The organism is Pseudomonas aphyarum, from assembly GCF_028657055.1.
GTDB classification, from domain to species: Bacteria; Pseudomonadota; Gammaproteobacteria; order Pseudomonadales; family Pseudomonadaceae; genus Aquipseudomonas; species Aquipseudomonas aphyarum.
Map to the genome: position 1 here is coordinate 42,427 of NZ_JAMDGS010000006.1, position 20,921 is coordinate 63,347.

A 20,921-nucleotide genomic window follows, 5' to 3' on the forward strand; every position below is an offset into this window, starting at 1 on the left:
CCTGCGGCGTGGGCAGGTCGCGGATTATAGCGAAGACTGCGTCTGGCGGACACCTCGCTGTCAGCTTGTCGGTCTTTCGTGCCATGGCGGTTCTATGCCAAACTCAGCCCCTTTCGGGCTTGCCTAACAGGATTTATGCTCCCCTTGTCACCGAGTTTGCTGACCACCCTCGCCGCCGCCCTTCTCTATGCCGCTGCGACTCTCTATCAGGGCACCCGCCTGGCCACTGGCGCCAAGGCCAACAAGCGCCTGCTGGTCTCGCTCGGCGTCCTCGCCGTGCTGGCCCACAGCGCCAGCCTGCTCACCCATTTATTGACGCCGATCGGCCTGGGCCTGGATTTTTTCAGCGCCTCGAGCCTGATTGCTGCGGCCGTCATCGCCCTGACCCTGCTGGCCTGCTCGCGGATCCCGGTGGAAAACCTGCTGGTGCTGCTGTTCCCGCTGGGTGCGATCACGGTGCTGCTGGCGCAATTTGCGCCGACCGGCACGGTGCAGGTCATCGATGAAGAACCGGGCATTCTCGCGCACATCCTGCTGTCGATCCTCGCCTACGGCATGTTCACCATCGCGGTGTTCCAGGCCTTGTTGCTGCTGGTGCAGGATCATCAGCTCAAGCACAAGCATCCGTCCGGACTGATCAAGAACTTCCCGCCGCTGCAAACCATGGAAAGCCTGCTGTTCGGTTTCCTCTGGGCCGGCTGGACTTTGCTGTCGCTGTCGCTGATTTCCGGCTGGCTGTTCGTCGAGAACCTGTTTGCCCAGCATCTGGTGCATAAGACCCTGCTGGCCTGCCTGGCCTGGATCGTGTTCAGCGTCCTGCTGTGGGGCCGTAACCGCCTCGGCTGGCGCGGGCACAAGGCAATCCGCTGGACCCTCGCCGGTTTCTGCCTGCTGATGCTCGCGTATTTCGGCAGCAAACTGGTTCGTGAATACATCCTGCACATCTGACGGGCGGCATAAATGGACGGTTTGCCCATAGGGCCGATGCTCGCGGTATTTGTCCTGCTGATTCTCTGGTCGGGGCTGTTTACCGCCGTCGAAGCGGCGCAACAGCATCTGCTCGCGCAACGCACCGCATCCCGCGCCAGCGACAAGCCGCTGGCGAAGCTCAGCTTCCCGCTCGACAGCCTGATCCTCTGCAATACCCTGTGCCGCGCCCTCGCCGTCATTCTGGCCACCCTGCTGGCAATCTTTCTCTGTGAAGAAAACGGCCCCTGGGCGGCTTGCCTCGGCGCCGGCGCCCTGCTGCTGGTTTTTGCCGACTATTTTCCCCGCGCGCTCGCCCAGCGCTATCCGGATGCGGTGCTGTCGTTCGGCAACACGCTGCTGGCAGTACCGCTGAAAGTCGTTTACCCGTTTGCCTGGCTGCTCAGCCGCATCAGTGGTTTGCTGATGCGCCCCTTCATCCGCAAGGCCCAGGTGGTGCAACAGAGCGAAGACGATGTGCCGGCGGAGCGTCATGACGATCCGGATCATCCAGTGCGCCAGCACCCGGTTTCAGGCATCCATGCGCTGGACAACATCACGGTCAACGACATTCTGGTGCCGCGCAGCGATGTCGACGGCATCAACCTCGACGATCCGATCGAAGAAATCATCGAGCAATTGCGCAAGAACCGGCGCACTCGCCTGCCGGTCTTCCATAGCGATATCAATCAGGTCGAGGCGGTGCTCAACACTCGGCAGATCCGCCACCTGCTGGACAATGGCAGCTTGACCCGCGAAGCCCTGCTGGCGGCCAGTTACGAGCCGTATTTCGTCCCTGAAAGCACTCCATTGCAATTGCAACTGCTGAACTTCCACAAGCAGCAGCGGCGTCTGGGCATGGTGGTGGACGAGTACGGCGAAGTGCTGGGGATCGTCACCCTGGAAGACATTCTCGAAGAGATCGTCGGCGAATTCGAAAGCGAGCACAGCCTCGACAACCCGCACATCCACCCGCAGGCCGATGGCCGAATGGTGATCGATGGCGCGGCGTCGATCCGCGAGCTGAACAAATGCCTGGGCTGGCACCTGCCCAGCGACGGCCCCCGGACCCTCAATGGCCTCGTGACCGAGGCGCTGGAAACCATTCCGGAAAGCGCGGTCTGCCTGAAGATCGGCCGCTATCGCCTGGAGATTCTCGAAACCGAGGAAAACCGGGTGAGCAAAGTCCTGATCTGGCACACCACTTCGGCCCCGGCGCTGGCCACGGCGCGCTAGACAGCCCCTTGTTCAATCGTTAGCCACCTTCCTATAATCGCGATGCTTACCCAAGCCCCGCCGAACCGTGTGCTTACCCCGCACCCGACAAGTTCCGGCCGGTTCATCGGCAATATCCGCATCACACCGACGACTGTTCCTACCTGAAGCAGCGATCGCGCCTCATCCCACATCCCTGGGTGTTCGACCATAATAATTCGCTCCAACGGAGCTCATGACTGTCAGGGATCACCGCATGACGACCAGTACCGCTTACAGCGACACCACGCCTGCCCAACCGACCAACTCCGCCACCCGCGTGGCCACGGCGAGTTTCATCGGCACGGCCATCGAGTTTTACGATTTCTACGTCTACGCCACCGCCGCTGCGTTGGTAATCGGCCCGGTGTTCTTCCCGCAAACCTCCGGCACGGCGCAGATGCTCTCGGCATTCCTGACCTTCGGCATCGCCTTCCTCGCCCGACCTTTGGGTTCGGCGCTGTTCGGCCACTTCGGCGACCGGATCGGGCGCAAATCGACTTTGGTGGCTTCGCTGCTGCTGATGGGTGTCTGCACCACGCTGATCGGCGTGCTGCCGGGTTACGACAGCATCGGGGCCTGGGCGCCGATCCTGCTTTGCGTGCTGCGCTTCGGCCAGGGCCTGGGATTGGGTGGCGAATGGGGCGGCGCAGCGCTGCTGGCGACCGAAAATGCCCCGAAAGGCAAACGGGCGTGGTTCGGCATGTTCCCGCAACTCGGCCCTTCGATTGGCTTTCTGGCCGCCAACGGTCTGTTCCTGACGCTGGCCATGACGCTCAATGATGAACAATTCCGCAGCTGGGGCTGGCGGATTCCGTTTCTGCTTAGTGCGGCGCTGGTGATGGTCGGTTTGTACGTGCGCCTCAAACTCCACGAAACCCCGGTGTTTGCCAATGCCATCGCCCGTCAGGAGCGAGTGAAAGTGCCGCTGGTCGAGCTGTTCAGCCAATACTGGGCACCGACGTTGCTGGGCGCCGCCGCCATGGTGGTGTGCTACGCGCTGTTCTACATCTCGACCGTGTTTTCCCTGAGCTACGGCGTATCCACACTGGGTTACAGCCGCGAGACATTCCTCGGATTGCTGTGCTTCGCGGTGCTGTTCATGGCAGCCGCGACGCCGCTGTCAGCCTGGGCAAGTGACCGTTACGGGCGCAAGCCGGTGCTGATCGTCGGCGGTGTGCTGGCGATTCTCTCCGGGTTTCTGATGGAGCCGCTGCTGACTCAGGGATCGACCTGGGGCGTGGCGCTGTTTCTATGCATCGAACTGTTTCTGATGGGGGTGACATTCGCCCCGATGGGCGCATTGCTGCCGGAGCTGTTTCCGACGCATGTCCGGTATACCGGCGCATCGGCAGCCTACAACCTCGGCGGGATTGTCGGGGCCTCGGCGGCGCCGTTCTTCGCGCAGAAACTGGTGGCGATGGGTGGTTTGAGTTACGTCGGCGGGTATGTGTCGGCGGCCGCGGTGCTCAGCTTGATCGCTGTGCTGTGCCTGAAGGAAACGCGCAATAACGATTTGAATCAGGTGGTGTAAGCGCAAAGATCGCTCCCGCGCGGGCGGGAGCGATCAGATGGCGTGATTACAGCTCTACTACAACAGCCTGAGAAGCACGGGTCGCCTTGGCACGAGCGGCTTCAATCGACTCGTCACGAGCCAGCGCAACACCCATGCGACGCTGACCATTGACTTCAGGCTTGCCGAACAGACGCAGCGCGGTATCCGGCTCGCTCAGTGCAGCGCCAAGGTTGGCGAATGCGGTCTGGGTCGACTGGCCTTCCACCAGAATCACCGCCGAGGCCGATGGGCCGAACTGACGGATCAGCGGCACCGGCAGGCCGAGGATCGCCCGGGCGTGCAGGGCGAACTGCGACAGGTCCTGGGAAATAAGGGTCACCAGACCGGTGTCGTGCGGGCGCGGCGACACTTCGCTGAACCACACCTGATCGCCTTTGATGAACAGCTCGACGCCGAACAGGCCACGACCACCCAACGCTTCGGTCACGGCTTTGGCTACGCGCTCGGATTCAGCCAGCGCCACCGGGCTCATGGCCTGTGGCTGCCAGGATTCCTGATAGTCGCCCTTCTCCTGACGGTGGCCGACCGGCGCACAGAAAGTCGTGCCGCCGACATGACGCACGGTCAGCAGAGTGATTTCGTAATCGAAATCGATGAAGCCCTCGATGATCACGCGGCCTTTGCCGGCGCGACCGCCCTCTTGTGCGTAATCCCAGGCTTTCTGTACGTCATCGGCGCTGCGGAGCAGGCTCTGGCCCTTGCCCGACGAACTCATCACCGGTTTTACGACGCACGGGAAACCCAGGTCCTGAACAGCCTTGCTGTAGTCCTCGAAGGTGTCGGCGAAGTGGTACGGCGAAGTCGGCAGGTCCAGCTCTTCGGCGGCCAGGCGACGGATGCCTTCGCGGTTCATGGTCAGTTGCGCGGCACGGGCGGTCGGGATCACGGTGAAGCCTTCGGCTTCCAGTTCGACCAGGGTGGCGGTGGCGATGGCTTCGATTTCCGGCACGATGAAGTGCGGCTTCTCGGCTTCGATCACTGCACGCAGGGCGGCGCCGTCGAGCATGTTGATCACGTGGCTGCGATGGGCAACCTGCATGGCCGGCGCATTGGCGTAGCGGTCAACGGCGATCACTTCAACGCCCAGGCGTTGCAGCTCGATCACCACTTCCTTGCCCAACTCACCACAGCCACACAGCAATACGCGGGTCGCGGTCGGCGACAATGGAGTTCCGATACGGGTCATCTCAGGTCCTCAAAGAAGCGGATCATCGAGGAAAGCAACGCCAGACGCGCTTTCCATGGGGAGAAAGCGCGGCATTTTACATGAACCTGAGGGTTTGGCTTCAGCCGGCGACAGCCTGTTTGCGTTCGCGCCAGGCCATGATCAGCCAGACCGCAGTCACACCGGCAAACTTCGAGGCCAGCGCGGTGATAAGCACCGGCGGCGTCAGCAGGTCGATCATGCCGAAGAAGATGAAGGTATCAAGGGGAATACTCAGCGCCGAGCTGATCCACAAGCGGTCGCGCAGCGGGCGCTTGGTGATGGTGAACACCAGCCAGTCAATGCACTCGGAGACCGCGAATGCCGTGGCGCTGGCCAACGCAATCGACGGATCGGACGTGACATAGGACAGCACCAGCGCCGCCAGCATCGCCGCAATCGCGCCGTGGCCGAAGCGGGTCTGCACCATGTCGCGCAGCACGAACACCAGCCCGCCCCAGGCCGACCAGATGATGTCCAGGTGCGGCGCAGTGGAGAAGGCGAAGTTGATCAGCACGACACTGCTGATGTAAGCGATGAGGAAAATCATGGGCGCGACCTGTCAATTTGGCGCACAGGTTACTGGACCCGAAGATCAAGAGCCACCCCTCACCCCAGCCCTCTCCCTAAGGGAGAGGGGGGAAAGGGAGCCGATCTTCATGCTGTTCAAACCTGAGTTCACCTCGGTATTACACGTCGGTGTAGCTAGGAAGAACACCTCGGTCAGTCCCCTCTCCCACTGGGAGAGGGTTAGGGTGAGGGCACTCTCAGGACGATCACGATTTTGGCGGCAACATCCAGACCAGTCCGCTCGCCTTCGCCCGCTCATGACACAACCCCAGCACCACCCGCCGCTCGTCGTTGGTCATCCGGCTCCAGCGAGTAATTTCCTCGACCGTGCGCTGGCAACCGGTGCAAATGTCATCGTCATCCAGCGCGCAAATATTCACGCAGGGCGAAGCCACCGGCCGCTCAACCGTATTCATTCTTCCTGCTCGACCAGATCACGCGCATAGCGCTGGGAGTTGTGCACATAGTGCGCAGCACTGGCTTCGAGCATTTTCTTTTGCGGCTCGGTGAGTTCGCGCACGACCTTGCCCGGCGAGCCCATCACCAGCGAGCCGTCAGGAATTTCCTTGCCTTCGCCGATCAGCGAATTGGCGCCGATAATGCAGTTCTTGCCGATCTTCGCGCCGTTGAGGATGACCGCATTGATGCCGATCAGGCTGTAGTCGCCGACCGTGCAGCCGTGGAGCATGGCGTTATGGCCGATGGTCACGCCGGTGCCGATGGTCAGCGGATAGCCCATGTCGGTGTGCATCACGGTGCCGTCCTGCACGTTGCTGTTCTTGCCGATCAGGATCAGTTCGTTGTCCCCGCGCAGTACGGCGTTGAACCAGACGTTGGCGCCCTCTTCCAGTTTGACCTTGCCCACGAGCACGGCGTTGGGCGCGACCCAGCTCTGCGGATGGGTTTCGACACGGGCGTCGCCCAGGCGGTATTTCATCTTGTTTTCCTCAGGGCTCACGATGGCTGGCCATTCGAGCGATGGCTTCAGGTATTGATAAAGCTTTTGGGCGGCTGATGCAGGCTGATTTTGGCGTCATAGAGCAGGTTGATCAACTCGACGATCATGATCGCCGTCAGCCCCCAGATCTTGTATTCGCCGTAACGATAGCTCGGCACGTACCAACTGCGACCCTGATAGTCGATGCGGTGGGTGTGTTCGCGCGGATCCTTGCGGAAGAACTCCAGCGGCACACTGAACACCGCAGCGATCTCGGCATCATTGGCCTGGTATTCGACAAAATCGGGAATCACCCCGACATACGGCGTGACCTTGATGCCATGCAGGGAAATCAGCGGGCTGAGCGGACCGATCACTTCGACCAGTCCCGGCGGCAGGCCGATTTCTTCTTCGGCTTCACGCAGGGCGGTGAAAATCAGGTCCGGGTCTTCGGGATCGCGTCGTCCACCGGGGAAAGCGACTTCGCCGCCGTGGGTCGAGAGCCCGCTGGCGCGCAGGGTGAGGACAAGTTCGGGTTCGTCACTGCGAGTAATCGGCACCAGGACAGCGGCCTCGGGGAAACGCGTGTCGGTCTCCAGCGTGCGCGGCGTGTGATTGCTTACCCGGTGCAGTAGCTCGTCCAGCATAAGTGTTCTCGATCGGTGCCTTACCCTGCATCATGCACCAATCATTGCGACCGCCCAAGCCCCGAACGGGCGTCATGTCGCGAAACGACAACTTGCCGACTGACACCGCTGCACGCCAAGATAGGCGCAGCATTCAGGAACCCCAGCATGAAATTTTGCAGCCAGTGCGGCAACCCGGTGACCCAGCGCATTCCCGAAGGCGACTCGCGGCTGCGATTCGTCTGCGACAGCTGTCAGACGATTCACTACCAGAACCCCAATATCGTGGCCGGTTGCGTGCCGACCTGGGGCAGCAAAGTCCTGCTGTGTCGCCGCGCCATCGAGCCACGCCTCGGTTACTGGACGCTGCCCGCCGGGTTCATGGAGAACGGCGAGACCATCGAACAGGCCGCCATCCGCGAAACCGCCGAGGAAGCCTGCGCCCGGGTGCGCAACCTGAGCATCTACACCCTGATCGACGTGCCACACATCAGCCAGGTGCATGTGTTTTTCCGCGCCGAGCTGGCGGATCTGGATTTCGCCGCCGGCCCCGAAAGCCTGGAAGTGCAACTGTTCGACGAGGAAGACATTCCCTGGGACGAGCTGGCTTTCCGCACGGTGGGCCGTACCCTGGAATGCTTCTTCGCTGACCGGCGCGTCGAGGTCTATCCGGTTCGCTCCGAATCGATCCCGCCGCTCGCCCAACCGGCCATCACTTGATTTCGACGGCGGCCGACCGATAACCGGCTAACGCAGCCCGCGACAGCGCCTGCACACTATCTATAAATAAAGTATCTGCTTCATTTCTGGGGAATCGTTTCAATGCGCTGGTTGCTTGCCCTGTTCTGCCTGTCGTTCGTCACCGTCTCCCAAGCGTCATTCGTGACCACCGTGACGCCTTCGAACACCCCGCTCATCGAAAAAGTACTGGTGCTCAAATCGGCCCATCAACTGCAGTTGATCGCCGACGGCAAGCCACTCAAGAGCTATCGCATTTCCCTGGGCAAGGGCGCGAAAAAAGGCCCGAAGCTGATTGAGGGCGACAAACGCACACCGGAAGGTTTCTATTGGATCGACTGGCGCAAGACCAGCGACAAATTCAACCTGTCGATGCACATCTCCTACCCGAACATCAGCGACTCCGCCCGCGCCCGCCGCGAAGGCGTCGAGCCTGGCGGAATGATCATGATCCACGGCACGCCGGACTCCGAGGACAACCCGGAACAACTGTTCCACACCCTGGACTGGACCGACGGCTGCATCGCCATGCGCAACGTCGACATGCGCGAAGTCTGGAACCTGGTGCCGGACGGCACGATGATCGAAATCCGCCCTTGATTCTGTCATCCAGGGAGCACGCTCCCGAGGGGCCGAAAAGCGGCCCTTTCCCCCGACCATTGGTCGCCCGCAAAAAATAAATCAAAAAGATCGCAGCCTGCGGCAACGTCTGAACGGTGATACCACTTTCACCCGCCAGAACTGCCGCAGACTGCGATCTTTTGTTTTTCAGCGCCCAGCGCTAATACCACTTGAAACCACCCGCCCTGAAACACCCGATTTCAAAGGACCACAGGCCTTTCCGTTGCGTTGACATGGTATGCAAGTGGTATTAGTTTTCGCCGAAATAGCGAGCGACAACAAACCAATATCAGCTCCGGAAGTGCCTTGCATGAACGATCTCCACGCCCTGCGTCCTGACGACTCCCAGCCGACGCCGCTGTACCTGCAACTGGCGCGCAACCTGGAAGCGGCGATCCATGCCGGCCAGTGGAAAGCCGAACAGGCGATGCCGTCGGAGCGCAATCTCAGCGAAATGCTGGGGATTTCCCGAGTCACCGCCCGCAAGGCGCTGGAAGTCCTGCTCGATCAAGGCTTGATCCGCCGCCTGCAAGGCTCCGGCACTTTCATCACCCCACGCCTAGAACAACCGCTGTCGCGCCTGTCGGGCTTCAGCGAGATGCTGCGCCTCAAGGGCTTCGTGCCCAGCTCGCAATGGCTCGAGCGGGAAATCACCCTGCCGACCCACGAAGAACTGATCCGCCTCGGCCTGTCGCCGAACGACAAGGTCGCGCGCATGAAACGCCTGCGCAAGGCCGATGACACCGTGATGGCCATCGAGATGAGCACCCTGCCCGCCTCGATCATGCCCAAGCCACAGGTGGTGGGCGATTCCCTCTACGAACACCTCGACAGCATCGGCAAACCGATCGTGCGCGCCTTGCAGCACATCCAGGCGATCAACGCCTCGGACGAGTTCGCCGCGCTGGTCGGCATCGCCCCCGGCACCGCGATGCTGCTGATGACCCGGGTCGGCTACCTGGAAGACAACACGCCGATCGAAGTCACCGACACCTATTGCCGCAACGACTACTACGACTTTGTTGCAGAGCTTCGCCGCTGATCAGCAGCCAGGCCAAACGAGAGAAGCGAAATGTCTGAAGACAACATCCTCACCGCTGACGGCTGGATTCGCGGCCGGCTGATCCACGAACACGGCAGAGTCGTGTCGATCGAAGGCGTGCCTTGCGATCCGGCGACCAATGACTTGCCGTATCTGCTGCCGGGTTTTATCGACCTGCACGTCCACGGCGGTGGCGGCAAGGACATCATGGAAGGCGCCAGCGCGTTCGAGACCATCACCAAGACCCACGTGCGCTTCGGCACCACCTCGCTGCTGGCCACCACGATGACCGCGCCGAGTGCCGAGATTGCCAGCGTGCTCAAGGAGGTCGGCGAGTTCTGCGAACAGCGTCCAAAAGGTGCCGCCCGGGTTCTCGGCGTTCACCTCGAAGGCCCGTACATCAATCCCGGCAAACTCGGCGCCCAGCCGAACTTCGCCCACACCGCGTTGATGGCCGAGGTCGAAGACTATCTGGCGCTGGCGCCGATCCGGGTGATCACCATCGCGCCGGAAATCGCCGGTCATGACGGTTTGATTCGTGAGTTGAGCAGCCGTGGCATCCGCATGCAGATCGGCCACACCCTCGGCAGTTACGAGGAAGGCGTCGCCGCCCTCGAAGCCGGCGCCACCAGTTTCACCCACCTGTACAACGCCATGAGCCCGCTGCATCACCGCGAGCCGGGCATCGTCGGCGCGGCGCTGGCCCATGCCAAATTCGCCGAGCTGATTCCGGACTTGCTGCACGTGCACCCCGGCGCTATCCGCGTGGCCCTGCGCTCGATTCCGTGCCTGTACTGCGTCACCGACTCGACCGCCGCCGCCGGCATGCCCGATGGCGAGTACAAGCTCGGCAGCCACACCGTCACCAAATGTCTGGGTGGCGTGCGCCTGCCCGACGGCACCCTGGCCGGCAGCACCCTGACCATGGATCAGGCCCTGCGCAATCTGGTGAAGATAGGCCTACCGATCGCCGAGGCCTCGCAACGTCTTTCGCAATTTCCCGCCGACTACCTCGGCATCACCGAACGCGGGCGCCTTGCACCCGGCGCCTGGGCCGACTGCGTGCGGCTGGATCGCTCACTCACACTGACCGCCGTCATGGTCGAAGGAGAAGACATTGACTTCAAAAATGCTTGAGGAGGCGCTGTCCTCATTTGAGGCCGTGCAAGCCCAACTGCAACAGCTCGACCCGCAGATGATCGAGATCGCCGGACGCCTGCGCCGTCAGCCGCCGCAAGTGGCGATGACCGTGGCCCGTGGCAGCTCCGACCATGCGGCGAGCTACTTCGCTTACCTGACCATGCAGCAACTTGGCGTACCGGTGGCGTCGCTGCCGATGTCGGTGGTGACCATGCAACAGGCGCCGTTGAAGGTCAGCGGTCAGGTCGCGTTCGCGTTTTCCCAGTCGGGCCAGAGCCCGGATCTGGTCAACAGCCTGCGTCTGCTGCGCAAGCGCGGTGCCTTGAGCGTGTCGATGGTCAACGCCGCCGATTCGCCCCTGGAAGCCGCGTGCGAATTCAGCCTGCCGTTGCTGGCCGGCACCGAAAGCAGCGTCGCCGCGACCAAGAGTTTCATCGCCACCCTCAGCGCCAGCGCCCGTCTGATCGCCCACTGGAAAGAAGACAGCGAATTGCTGGAAGCGCACAACGCCCTGCCCGAAGGGCTGCGCGAAGCCGCGCAACAGGACTGGAGCCTGGCCATCGACGCCCTGCGCGATTGCGAACGGTTGATGGTGATCGGCCGTGGCGCCGGTTTCGCCATTGCCCAGGAAGCCGCGCTGAAATTCAAGGAAACCTCGGCGATCCAGGCCGAAGCCTTCAGCAGCGCCGAAGTCCGTCACGGCCCGATGGCCCTGATCGACGAACACTACCCATTGCTGGTATTCGCCCCGCGCGGTGCCGAACAGGCCGGTCTGCTGAGCCTGGCGGCCGAGATGCGTCAGCGCGGCGCCCGTGTGTTGCTGGCCGCGCCGGATGACGTGAGCGAACGCGACCTGACCCTCAGCCGTGCCGAACACCCGGCCCTCGATCCGATCCTGGCGATCCAGAGTTTCTACGTGATGGCGGCCGGTCTGGCCGTGGCCCGTGGCATGGACCCGGATCAGCCGCGACACCTGAGCAAAGTCACCCGTACGCACTGAGTCCGAACCGAACGTTTTCCTGATGAGACCGAGCCATGCACAACAACAATAAAGAGCTGACTTTAAGCGCCCCGCTCAGCGGCCCGGTGCTCACGCTCGCTAAAGTCCCGGACGCGGTGTTCGCCAGCGGCGCGATGGGGGACGGCATTGCCATCGATCCGCTGAACGACACCCTGTATTCGCCCTGCGCCGGTGTGGTGATTCACGTCGCCCGCACCGGCCATGCACTGACCGTGCGCGCCGACAACGGCGCCGAGCTGTTGCTGCATCTGGGCCTGGACACGGTGGAGTTGCAGGGCGAAGGGTTCTCGATGCTGGTCAAGGAAGGCGCGCGGGTCAGCAATGGCCAGCCGCTGCTGCGCTATGACCTGGACAAGGTCGGCCGCCAGTGTAAAAGCCTGGTCAGCCTGCTGATCCTGACCAACAGCCAGGATTTCCAGGCGCGCCCCATCACCCTGAAAACGGTGAAGGTGGGCGAGCCACTGCTGCACATCGTCGCTCGTCACAGCGCAGCGGCGAACACAGAAGAACTCGGCGGCCCGGAAGTTCACGGTCACGTGCAGGTCGCCCATCGCGGCGGTCTGCATGCACGCCCGGCGGCGTTGATCCGCCAGACGGCGCAAGGGTTCAAGAGCCAGTCGCAGCTGCATTTCGCCGGCAAATCGGCGCCGTGCAACAGCCTCATCGGCTTGATGGGCCTGGCGGTTGGCGAGCAGGACGAAGTGCAGGTCAGTTGCCAGGGCCCGGACGCACAAGCGGCGTTGCAAGCCTTGCTCACCGCACTGGCCACCGCCCTGCCTGAGGATCATCATGCCGCCGCACCGGTTGCCGCCACGCCACGCAATCGCCCGGCCGAGGCTGGCGTGTTGCACGGTGTTTGCGCCGCACCGGGTCTGGTCGGCGGGCCGCTGTTTCGCCTGAACGCGATCAGCCTGCCGGCGGACGCTGGTAATCATCAGCCCGAGCAACAATTGCAGATCCTCGACACGGCGCTGAATCAGGTCCGCAGCGAAATCGACGGCACCCTCGCCCAGGCGAAAAAACATCGGAATGCCGACGAAGAAGCGATCTTCGCCGCGCATCTGGCCTTGCTGGAGGACCCGGCCCTGCTCGACGCCGCCCAGCAATCGATCGAAACCGGCACGGCGGCGACCCACGCCTGGAGCCAGTCAATCGACGCGCAATGCGATGTGCTGCAAAACACCGGCAGCCCGCTGCTGGCCGAGCGCGCCAACGATCTGCGCGACCTCAAGCAACGCGTGTTGCGCGCCCTGCTCGGTGAAGCCTGGCACTACGAAGTGCCGGCCGGCGCCATCGTCGCCGCCCACGAACTGACACCTTCGGACTTGCTGCAACTGAGCGCGCAAGGTGTCGCCGGGTTGTGCATGGCCGAAGGTGGCGCGACTTCCCACGTGGCAATTCTGGCCCGGGGCAAAGGCCTGCCGTGCATGGTCGCACTGGGCTCGGCACTGCTTGATCAGATGCAAGGCCAATCGGTGGTCCTCGACGCCGACGGCGGTCGCCTCGAACTGGCGCCGAATGCCGAGCGTCTGGCCGAAGTCCAACAAGCGCAGATCGACCGCCAACAACGTCGTGACGCCCAGCAAGCCCAGGCCCATCTGCCAGCCGAAACCCGCAACGGTGTGGCCATCGAAGTGGTCGCCAACGTCGCCTCCAGCCACGAAGCGACCGATGCGTTTGCCAACGGCGCCGACGGCGTCGGCCTGCTGCGCACCGAGTTTCTGTTCGTCGATCGCCACACTGCACCAGACGTCGAAGAACAGCGCACCGCCTACCAGGCCGTGATCGATGCCATGGGCGACAAGTCAGTGATCATCCGCACCATTGACGTCGGCGGCGACAAACAACTCGACTACCTGCCGCTGCCGGTCGAAGCCAACCCGGTGCTCGGCCTGCGCGGCATTCGCCTGGCCCAGGCCCGACCGGAAATCCTCGATCAGCAACTGCGCGCGCTGCTGCAAGTCAGTCCGTTGCAGCGCTGCCGGATCCTGCTGCCGATGGTCACCGAAGTCGACGAGCTGCTGCACATCCGCCAGCGGGTCGATGCGCTGTGCCTGGAACTGGGCATCAGCCAACGTCCGGAAATCGGCGTGATGATCGAAGTCCCGGCCGCCGCATTGCAGGCCGAGCAACTGGCCGAGCACGCGGACTTCCTGTCCATCGGCACCAACGACCTGTCGCAATACACCCTGGCCATGGACCGCGACCACGCCGGCCTCGCCGCACGGGTCGATGCCTTGCACCCGGCGCTGCTGCGCCTGATCGCCATGACCTGCGAAGGCGCGGCGGTGCATAAACGCTGGGTCGGCGTGTGCGGCGCCCTGGCTTCCGATCCGCTGGCGACGCCGGTGTTGATCGGCCTGGGCGTGACCGAATTGTCGGTGAGCCCGGTACAGATCGGCGAAATCAAGGACCGCGTGCGCCAGCTGCACGAAGCCGAATGCCAACGCCTCGCCCGGGACTTGCTCAAGCTGAGCAGCGCCGCCGCGGTGCGTCATGCCTGTCATCAACATTGGCCTCTGCGCTAACAAAAACAACAAGGACAAACGCCATGTACCAACTCTTCATCGAAGGCCTGCAACGCCTCGGCCGCGCGCTGATGCTGCCGATCGCGATCCTGCCGATCGCCGGCCTGCTGCTGCGCCTGGGCGACACCGACCTGCTGAACATCGCGATCATCCACGACGCCGGCCAGGTGATCTTCGCCAACCTGGCAATGATCTTCGCCATCGGCATCGCGGTCGGTTTCGCCCGTGACAACAACGGTACCGCCGGCCTCGCCGGGGTGATCGGTTACCTGGTGATGATCTCCACGCTGAAGGTGCTCGACGCCAGCATCAACATGGGCATGCTCGCCGGGATCGTCAGCGGCCTGATGGCCGGCGCGCTGTACAACCGCTTCAAGGACATCAAGTTGCCGGAGTATCTGGCATTCTTCGGCGGCCGGCGCTTCGTACCCATCGTCACCGGTTTCAGCGCGGTCGGCCTGGGCGTGCTGTTCGGCTACATCTGGCCGCCGATCCAGCACGGCATCAACAACTTCGGCACCCTGCTGATGGAAAGCGGCAGCTTCGGCGCGTTCGTCTTCGGCGTGTTCAACCGCCTGCTGATCGTCACCGGCCTGCACCACATCCTCAACAACATGGCGTGGTTCGTGTTCGGCAACTTCACCGACCCGACCACTGGCGCGCTGGTCACGGGTGACCTGTCCCGCTACTTCGCCGGCGACCCGAAAGGCGGCCAGTTCATGACCGGCATGTTCCCGGTGATGATCTTCGGCCTCCCCGCCGCCTGCCTGGCGATGTACCGCAACGCCCTGCCGGAGCGCCGCAAAGTCATGGGCGGGATATTCCTGTCGATGGCCCTGACCGCCTTCCTCACCGGCGTCACCGAACCCATCGAATTCGCCTTCATGTTCCTCGCACCGCTGCTGTTCCTGTTGCATGCGCTGCTGACCGGGTTGTCGATGGCAATCACCAACGCACTGAACATCCACCTGGGCTTCACTTTCTCCGGCGGCTTCATCGACATGGTGCTGGGTTGGGGACGCTCGACCAACGGCTGGCTGGTGGTGCCGGTGGGCCTGGCTTATGCGGTCATCTATTACGCGGTGTTCGATTTCTGTATCCGCCGCTTCAACCTGAAAACCCCGGGGCGCGAAGACGTCGCCACCGCCGACAAAGCGGTCCTGACCGAAAACGAACGCGCCAGCGCTTACATCAAGGCACTCGGCGGCGCGGAAAATCTGGTCACCGTCGGCGCATGCACTACGCGGCTGCGACTGGAAATGGTCGATCGCAATAAAGCTTCGGATGCGGATTTGAAGGTGCTGGGCGCGATGGCTGTTGTGCGTCCGGGCAAGGGTGGAAGTTTGCAGGTGGTCGTCGGGCCGATGGCCGACAGCATTGCCGACGAAATCCGCCTTGCAATGCCCGCATTGGGCCGAGCCACAGCGGCTACTGTTCCTGTCGCCGTCGCCGAAACCAGCGAACCCGTCGCAGTCTCCACACCCCAGGCCCAACAATGGCTGACCGCCCTGGGCGGCAGCGACAACGTTCTGCAACTCGACTGCATCGCCATGAGCCGGATTCGCCTGCAACTGGCCGATGGCAAAGCGCTTTCGGAAAGCCGCTTGAAAGAGCTTGGATGTCTGGGTGTGAGCGCGCTGGAAGATGGTGTTTGGCATCTGTTGGTGGGTGAGCGGGCGCAGAGTTTGAGTGCGGCGCTGGAAGGGTTGGTTAATCGGAGTGAGGTGAGTGCCAAGGTTTAGGGCGACCTCTGAATGGATGGGTGGGGGTGATTTGACGCATCTTTGTGCGGACTCGGAATCCCCCCTCACCCTAACCCTCTCCCGGAGGGAGAGGGGACTGACCGAGTTGTTTGGGAAAGGTACGCCGACGTGAAATACCGAGGTGAACTCGGGTTTTGAAACGCATGCAACTCCACTCCGGCTTTGGCTTTTTTGGTCTTTTGGTCTTTTGGTCTTTTGGTCTTTTGGTCTTTTAGCTTTGGCTTTGGCTTTGGCTTTGGCTTTGGCTTTGGCTTCCACCACTCAACACGATGAGCGTTAGCTCGAGTAAAGCTTTTGATCTCAAGGCCCGTCGGCAGGCTGAGTGGAGGGATTTATCCGGGGGTGGGAGCGCAGCGACCGTGCGGCGAAGCCGCATGCATCGAGAGGAGGTGCAGCGAAGCAAACCGTAGGCGATGCCCCCGGATAAATCCCGGAACGAAGGAACACCGAGCCAAAGCGAGGTGCCGAACGCAGGGGCCCAGACCTTTTGGTTCCTTTTGGGGCGTTTGCCAAAAGGGACTCGCCGTAAGGGCGAAACCATAAGAAGCCGTTACCGCAGCAACGGATATTCACTCAATCCCAACCCCAAAAACCAAACCCCAAACCCCAAAAACCAAAAAACCCGCTGAAATCACTCTCAGCGGGTTTCCCGTTTCAGCAGCCAAGGAAGATCAAAAATCCTCCAACCGCCAAACCTCATAAGCCGGCGTCTCGTAAGGATGGCTAGACTTCAAAGCCCCCACCACCCCACGAATCAACTCATCGCCAACAACAAGCTCAACCTTCCACTCCTCGACCCGCTCAACCCGCCCCGCCTCACCAATGAACGGCTGACTACCGTCCAAAGGCCGAAACTGACCAGACCCAAGCACCTGCCAAGCACAGTGGTCATAGTCACCGATCCGCCCACCACCGGCAGCGAACACAGCTTCCTTGACCACCTCGACATGACTGTCGGGAACAAAAAACGCGAGCTTGTACACAGCGCTTAGTTCACCCACACACGAGCATTACGGAACATACGCATCCAAGGAGCGTCTTCGTTCCAGTCCTCCGAACGCCACGAGTTCTGCACGGCACGGAACACACGCTCCGGGTGCGGCATCATGATCGTCACGCGACCGTCGCGGCTGGTGAGACCGGTGATCCCGCGCGGCGAACCGTTCGGGTTGGCCGGGTAGGCTTCGGTGACCTTGCCGTGGTTGTCGACGAAACGCATCGCCACGCAACCGGACAGATCGGCTTCCAGCAGTGCTTCTTCGCTGGAGAACTCGGCGTGACCTTCACCGTGAGCAATGGCGATCGGCATCCGCGAACCGGCCATCCCTTGCAGGAAGATCGAGTTCGACTCCTGAACCTGAACCATCGCCACACGCGCTTCGAACTGCTCGGAGCGGTTGCGCACGAAGTGCGGCCAGAACTCGCTGCCCGGGATCAGCTCGTGCAGGTTGGACATCATCTGGCAACCGTTGCACACGCCGAGGGTGAAGCTGTCGTTACGCTCGAAGAAGCCCTGGAACGCATCGCGGGCACGGCTGTTGAACAGCGCGGACTTGGCCCAGCCTTCACCGGCGCCGAGAACGTCGCCGTAGGAGAAACCACCGCAAGCCACCAGACCTTTGAACTCGTTCAGGTCGACACGGCCGGCCAGAATGTCGCTCATGTGCACGTCGATCGCGTTGAAACCGGCGCGGTCGAACGCTGCCGCCATTTCCACCTGACCGTTGACGCCCTGCTCACGCAGTACGGCAACCTGTGGGCGAATGCCCTTCTTGATGTAAGGCGCGGCGATGTCCTGGTTGACGTCGTAGCTCAGCTTGACGCTCAGGCCCGGGTTGTCTTCTTCCAGCAGTGCATCGAACTCTTGCTCGGCGCAGTCGGCGTTGTCGCGCAGACGCTGGATCTGGTAGCTGGTTTCGGCCCACTGACGTTGCAGCAGACGACGCTGGCCTTCGAACACGGTGTCACCGTTGAAGGTGATGTTGATCTGGCCGTTGTTGATCGGCTGACCGATCACCGAAACGCAGTCGCCCAGACCGGCAGCGCTGAATTGCGCGAGGATGTCCGGGGTGGCGTCCTGGCGAACCTGGATCACGGCACCCAGTTCTTCGTTGAACAGGATGGCGGCGATTTCTGCCGAGGATTCAGCAACGCTGTCCAGGTTCAGGCTCAGACCGCAGTGACCGGCGAAGGCCATTTCCACCACGGAAGTCAGCAGACCACCGTCGGAACGGTCGTGGTAAGCCAGCAGGTGACCGTCGGCGTTGAGGCCCTGGATCACCGCGAAGAACGCTTTCAGGTCTTCGGCGTCGTCGACGTCCGGAGCCTGCTTGCCGAGCTTGCCGTGAACCTGCGCCAGGATCGAGGCGCCCATGCGGTTCTGGCCGCGACCGAGGTCGATCAGGATCAGGTCGGTGGTGCCCTTGTCCATGCGCAGTTCCGGGGTCAGGGTCTGACGGATGTCAGCCACTGGCGCGAAACCGGTCACGATCAGGGACATCGGCGAGGTGACGGTCTTGTCTTCGCCGTTGTCGTTCCAGCGGGTGGCCATGGACATCGAGTCCTTGCCGACCGGGATGGTGATGCCCAGCTCAGGGCACAGCTCCATGCCGACCGCTTTCACGGTGTCGTACAGACGCGCGTCTTCACCCGGGTGGCCGGCAGCGGACATCCAGTTCGCCGACAGTTTGATGTCGGAGAGCTTGTTGATGCGCGAGGCGGCAATGTTGGTCAGGGTTTCGCCGATGGCCATGCGGCCCGACGCCGGAGCATCCAGCAGAGCCAGCGGAGTGCGCTCGCCCATCGCCATCGCTTCACCGGTGTAGACGTCGAAACTGGTGGCGGTGACGGCAACGTCGGCCACCGGAACCTGCCAAGGGCCGACCATCTGGTCACGGGCCACGAGGCCGGTGATGGTGCGGTCGCCGATGGTGATCAGGAAGCTTTTGCTCGCGACGGCCGGGTGGTGCAGGACGCGCTCGATGCTTTCGCCGATGTCGAGGTTCGACGGATCGAAGTCATCGCCCAGCTCGGCTTCGCGAACCACCGAACGGTGCATGCGCGGGGCCTTGCCCAGCAACACTTCCAGCGGCATGTCCACCGGGTTGTTGCCGAAGTGGCTGTCGGTCACGGTCAGTTGCGGCTCGGCGGTGGCTTCACCGACAACGGCGAACGGGCAGCGCTCACGTTCGCAGATCGCCTTGAAGCGCTCGAAGTCGGCCGGGCCGACCGCCAGAACGTAACGTTCCTGGGATTCGTTGGACCAGATTTCGTGCGGGGCCATGCCCGGCTCGTCGTTTGGAATGTTGCGCAGTTCGAAACGGCCACCGCGGTCGCCGTCGTTGACCAGTTCCGGGAAGGCGTTGGACAGACCGCCCGCACCCACGTCGTGGATGAAGCTGATCGGGTTCTTGTCGCCCAGCTGCCAGCAACGGTCGATGACTTCCTGGCAGCGACGTTCCATTTCAGGGTTTTCACGCTGAACCGAAGCGAAGTCCAGATCCGCCGAGCTGGTGCCGGTGGCCATGGAGGAAGCAGCGCCGCCGCCCAGACCGATCAGCATCGCCGGGCCGCCGAGGACGATCAGCTTGGAGCCGACCAGAATCTCGCCTTTCTTGACGTGTTCTTCACGGATGTTGCCCATGCCGCCAGCGAGCATGATCGGCTTGTGGTAACCGCGAACTTCGTCACCGTGCGGGGTGGTGATCGATTGTTCGAAGGTACGGAAGTAACCGGTCAGGGCCGGACGACCGAATTCGTTGTTGAACGCGGCGCCGCCCAGCGGGCCTTCGATCATGATGTCCAGCGCGTTGACGATGCGCTCAGGCTTGCCGTACGGCACTTCCCACGGCTGTTCGAAGCCAGGGATCTGCAGGTTCGACACGGTGAAACCGGTCAGGCCGGCCTTCGGTTTGGCGCCACGACCGGTTGCACCTTCGTCGCGGATCTCGCCGCCGGAACCGGTGGACGCGCCCGGGAACGGAGCGATCGCGGTCGGGTGGTTGTGGGTTTCAACCTTCATCAGGATGTGCACCGGCTCCTGCACCGCGCCGTACTGGCGGGTTTCCGGATCCGGGAAGAAGCGGCCGGCGACGTTGCCGACGATCACCGAGGCGTTGTCCTTGTAAGCGGACAGCACGCCTTCGCTGTGCATCTGATAAGTGTTCTTGATCATGCCGAACAGGCTTTTTTCCTGGCTCTCGCCGTCAATATCCCAACTGGCGTTGAAGATCTTGTGGCGGCAGTGCTCGGAGTTGGCCTGGGCGAACATCATCAGTTCGATGTCGTGTGGGTTGCGCTTGAGACCGTTGAAGGCGTTGACCAGGTAGTCGATCTCGTCTTCGGCCAGGGCCAGACCCAGTTCGACGTTGGCTTTTTCCAGTGCGGCGCGACCACCGCCGAGGATGTCGATGGCGGTCAGCGGCTTCGGTTCGGCGTGGCTGAACAGACCGGCGGCCTGCTCGAGGTTGGCCAGAACGATCTGAGTCATGCGGTCATGCAGTACGTCTGCAATCTGCTGCGCTTCGGTTTCGCTGAACTGGCCGGCCACGTAGAACGCGATGCCGCGCTCCAGACGCTGGATCTTGCTCAGGCCGCAGTTGCGGGCGATGTCGCTGGCCTTGCTCGACCATGGCGAGATGGTGCCGAAACGCGGCAACACCAGGAACAGACGACCGGTCGGCTCTTGAACCGGAACGCTTGGACCGTACTTCAGAAGGCGCGCAAGCACCTGCTGTTCGTCGCCGGTCAGGACGCCGGTGACTTCGGCGAAGTGAGCGAATTCAGCATACAAGCCACTGACAGCCGGAACCTTCTGGCTCAGTTGCTCAAGGAGTTTGCTGTGGCGAAAGGCAGAAAGGGCAGGAGCGCCGCGCAGGATCAACATCTTCGGGACAGCCTCGGGAAGGGGTGTGCTTTGAGGCCGTGCATTCTAGC

The 20,921-nt window shown here is 62.4% G+C and carries 17 protein-coding genes; 10 read left to right on the forward strand and 7 right to left on the reverse strand.

What is annotated here, in order from left to right:
- Positions 1-135 precede the first annotated feature (135 nt).
- From M5G18_RS09410 to M5G18_RS09420, 3 genes are all read left to right on the forward strand, one after another.
- The gene (locus tag M5G18_RS09410) at positions 136-948 is read left to right on the forward strand and encodes a cytochrome C assembly family protein (RefSeq protein ID WP_007954625.1); all 813 of its coding nucleotides are present in this window, start codon (positions 136-138) and stop codon (positions 946-948) included.
- A gap of 12 nt (positions 949-960) precedes the next feature.
- Positions 961-2,202, forward strand: a complete 1,242-nt coding sequence (locus M5G18_RS09415) for a transporter associated domain-containing protein (RefSeq protein WP_273899737.1) — start codon at positions 961-963, stop codon at positions 2,200-2,202.
- A 235-nt stretch (positions 2,203-2,437) separates the two neighbouring features.
- Complete coding sequence (locus tag M5G18_RS09420) at positions 2,438-3,754, forward strand: MFS transporter (protein WP_221398771.1); 1,317 nt, start codon at positions 2,438-2,440, stop codon at positions 3,752-3,754.
- Positions 3,755-3,800: 46 nt separating this feature from the next.
- On the opposite strand, the gene purT is transcribed toward M5G18_RS09420, so the two are convergent.
- The 5 genes from purT to M5G18_RS09445 form a co-directional block, all read right to left on the reverse strand.
- Positions 3,801-4,982, reverse strand: a complete 1,182-nt coding sequence (purT, locus tag M5G18_RS09425) for a formate-dependent phosphoribosylglycinamide formyltransferase (RefSeq protein ID WP_039769540.1) — start codon at positions 4,980-4,982, stop codon at positions 3,801-3,803.
- 100 nt (positions 4,983-5,082) lie between these two features.
- A complete protein-coding gene (locus M5G18_RS09430; protein WP_273899740.1) occupies positions 5,083-5,550 on the reverse strand; it encodes a preQ0 transporter in 468 nt (155 codons plus the stop codon).
- 226 nt (positions 5,551-5,776) lie between these two features.
- Positions 5,777-5,986, reverse strand: a complete 210-nt coding sequence (locus M5G18_RS09435) for a DUF1289 domain-containing protein (RefSeq protein ID WP_273899741.1) — start codon at positions 5,984-5,986, stop codon at positions 5,777-5,779.
- On the reverse strand, positions 5,983-6,507 hold the full coding sequence (locus M5G18_RS09440) for a gamma carbonic anhydrase family protein (protein WP_007954617.1): 525 nt from the start codon (positions 6,505-6,507) through the stop codon (positions 5,983-5,985). The genes M5G18_RS09435 and M5G18_RS09440 overlap by 4 nt, the downstream gene beginning before the upstream one ends.
- 47 nt (positions 6,508-6,554) lie before the next feature.
- Positions 6,555-7,154: a CoA pyrophosphatase gene (locus tag M5G18_RS09445; protein WP_085608172.1), complete on the reverse strand. Its 600-nt coding sequence runs from the start codon at positions 7,152-7,154 to the stop codon at positions 6,555-6,557.
- A 147-nt stretch (positions 7,155-7,301) separates the two neighbouring features.
- Here M5G18_RS09445 and M5G18_RS09450 point away from each other — a divergent pair, with 147 nt between their 5' ends.
- The 7 genes from M5G18_RS09450 (at position 7,302) to nagE (ending at position 15,965) form a co-directional block, all read left to right on the forward strand.
- Positions 7,302-7,853, forward strand: a complete 552-nt coding sequence (locus M5G18_RS09450; RefSeq protein ID WP_207985126.1) for an NUDIX hydrolase — start codon at positions 7,302-7,304, stop codon at positions 7,851-7,853.
- A 102-nt stretch (positions 7,854-7,955) separates the two neighbouring features.
- Complete coding sequence (locus M5G18_RS09455) at positions 7,956-8,471, forward strand: L,D-transpeptidase family protein (protein ID WP_007954614.1); 516 nt, start codon at positions 7,956-7,958, stop codon at positions 8,469-8,471.
- A gap of 331 nt (positions 8,472-8,802) precedes the next feature.
- Positions 8,803-9,534, forward strand: a complete 732-nt coding sequence (locus M5G18_RS09460; RefSeq protein WP_007954613.1) for a GntR family transcriptional regulator — start codon at positions 8,803-8,805, stop codon at positions 9,532-9,534.
- Positions 9,535-9,564: 30 nt separating this feature from the next.
- Complete coding sequence (gene nagA, locus M5G18_RS09465; protein ID WP_115076654.1) at positions 9,565-10,671, forward strand: N-acetylglucosamine-6-phosphate deacetylase; 1,107 nt, start codon at positions 9,565-9,567, stop codon at positions 10,669-10,671.
- Complete coding sequence (locus M5G18_RS09470; protein WP_139834502.1) at positions 10,652-11,674, forward strand: SIS domain-containing protein; 1,023 nt, start codon at positions 10,652-10,654, stop codon at positions 11,672-11,674. Before nagA ends, M5G18_RS09470 begins: the two co-directional genes overlap by 20 nt.
- 35 nt (positions 11,675-11,709) lie before the next feature.
- Positions 11,710-14,223 carry a phosphoenolpyruvate--protein phosphotransferase gene (gene ptsP / locus M5G18_RS09475; protein WP_273899745.1) on the forward strand — a complete coding sequence of 838 codons (2,514 nt, stop codon included), beginning with the start codon at positions 11,710-11,712 and terminating at the stop codon, positions 14,221-14,223.
- 23 nt (positions 14,224-14,246) lie between these two features.
- Positions 14,247-15,965, forward strand: coding sequence for an N-acetylglucosamine-specific PTS transporter subunit IIBC (nagE, locus tag M5G18_RS09480; protein WP_273899746.1), 1,719 nt, complete (start codon positions 14,247-14,249; stop codon positions 15,963-15,965).
- A 692-nt stretch (positions 15,966-16,657) separates the two neighbouring features.
- Here nagE and M5G18_RS09485 read toward each other — a convergent pair.
- Both M5G18_RS09485 and purL read right to left on the reverse strand, forming a co-directional pair.
- The gene (locus tag M5G18_RS09485; protein ID WP_273900077.1) at positions 16,658-16,969 is read right to left on the reverse strand and encodes a YqfO family protein; all 312 of its coding nucleotides are present in this window, start codon (positions 16,967-16,969) and stop codon (positions 16,658-16,660) included.
- 5 nt (positions 16,970-16,974) lie between these two features.
- Positions 16,975-20,871 carry a phosphoribosylformylglycinamidine synthase gene (gene purL, locus M5G18_RS09490; RefSeq protein ID WP_007957375.1) on the reverse strand — a complete coding sequence of 1,299 codons (3,897 nt, stop codon included), beginning with the start codon at positions 20,869-20,871 and terminating at the stop codon, positions 16,975-16,977.
- Between the last annotated feature and the right edge of the window lie 50 nt (positions 20,872-20,921).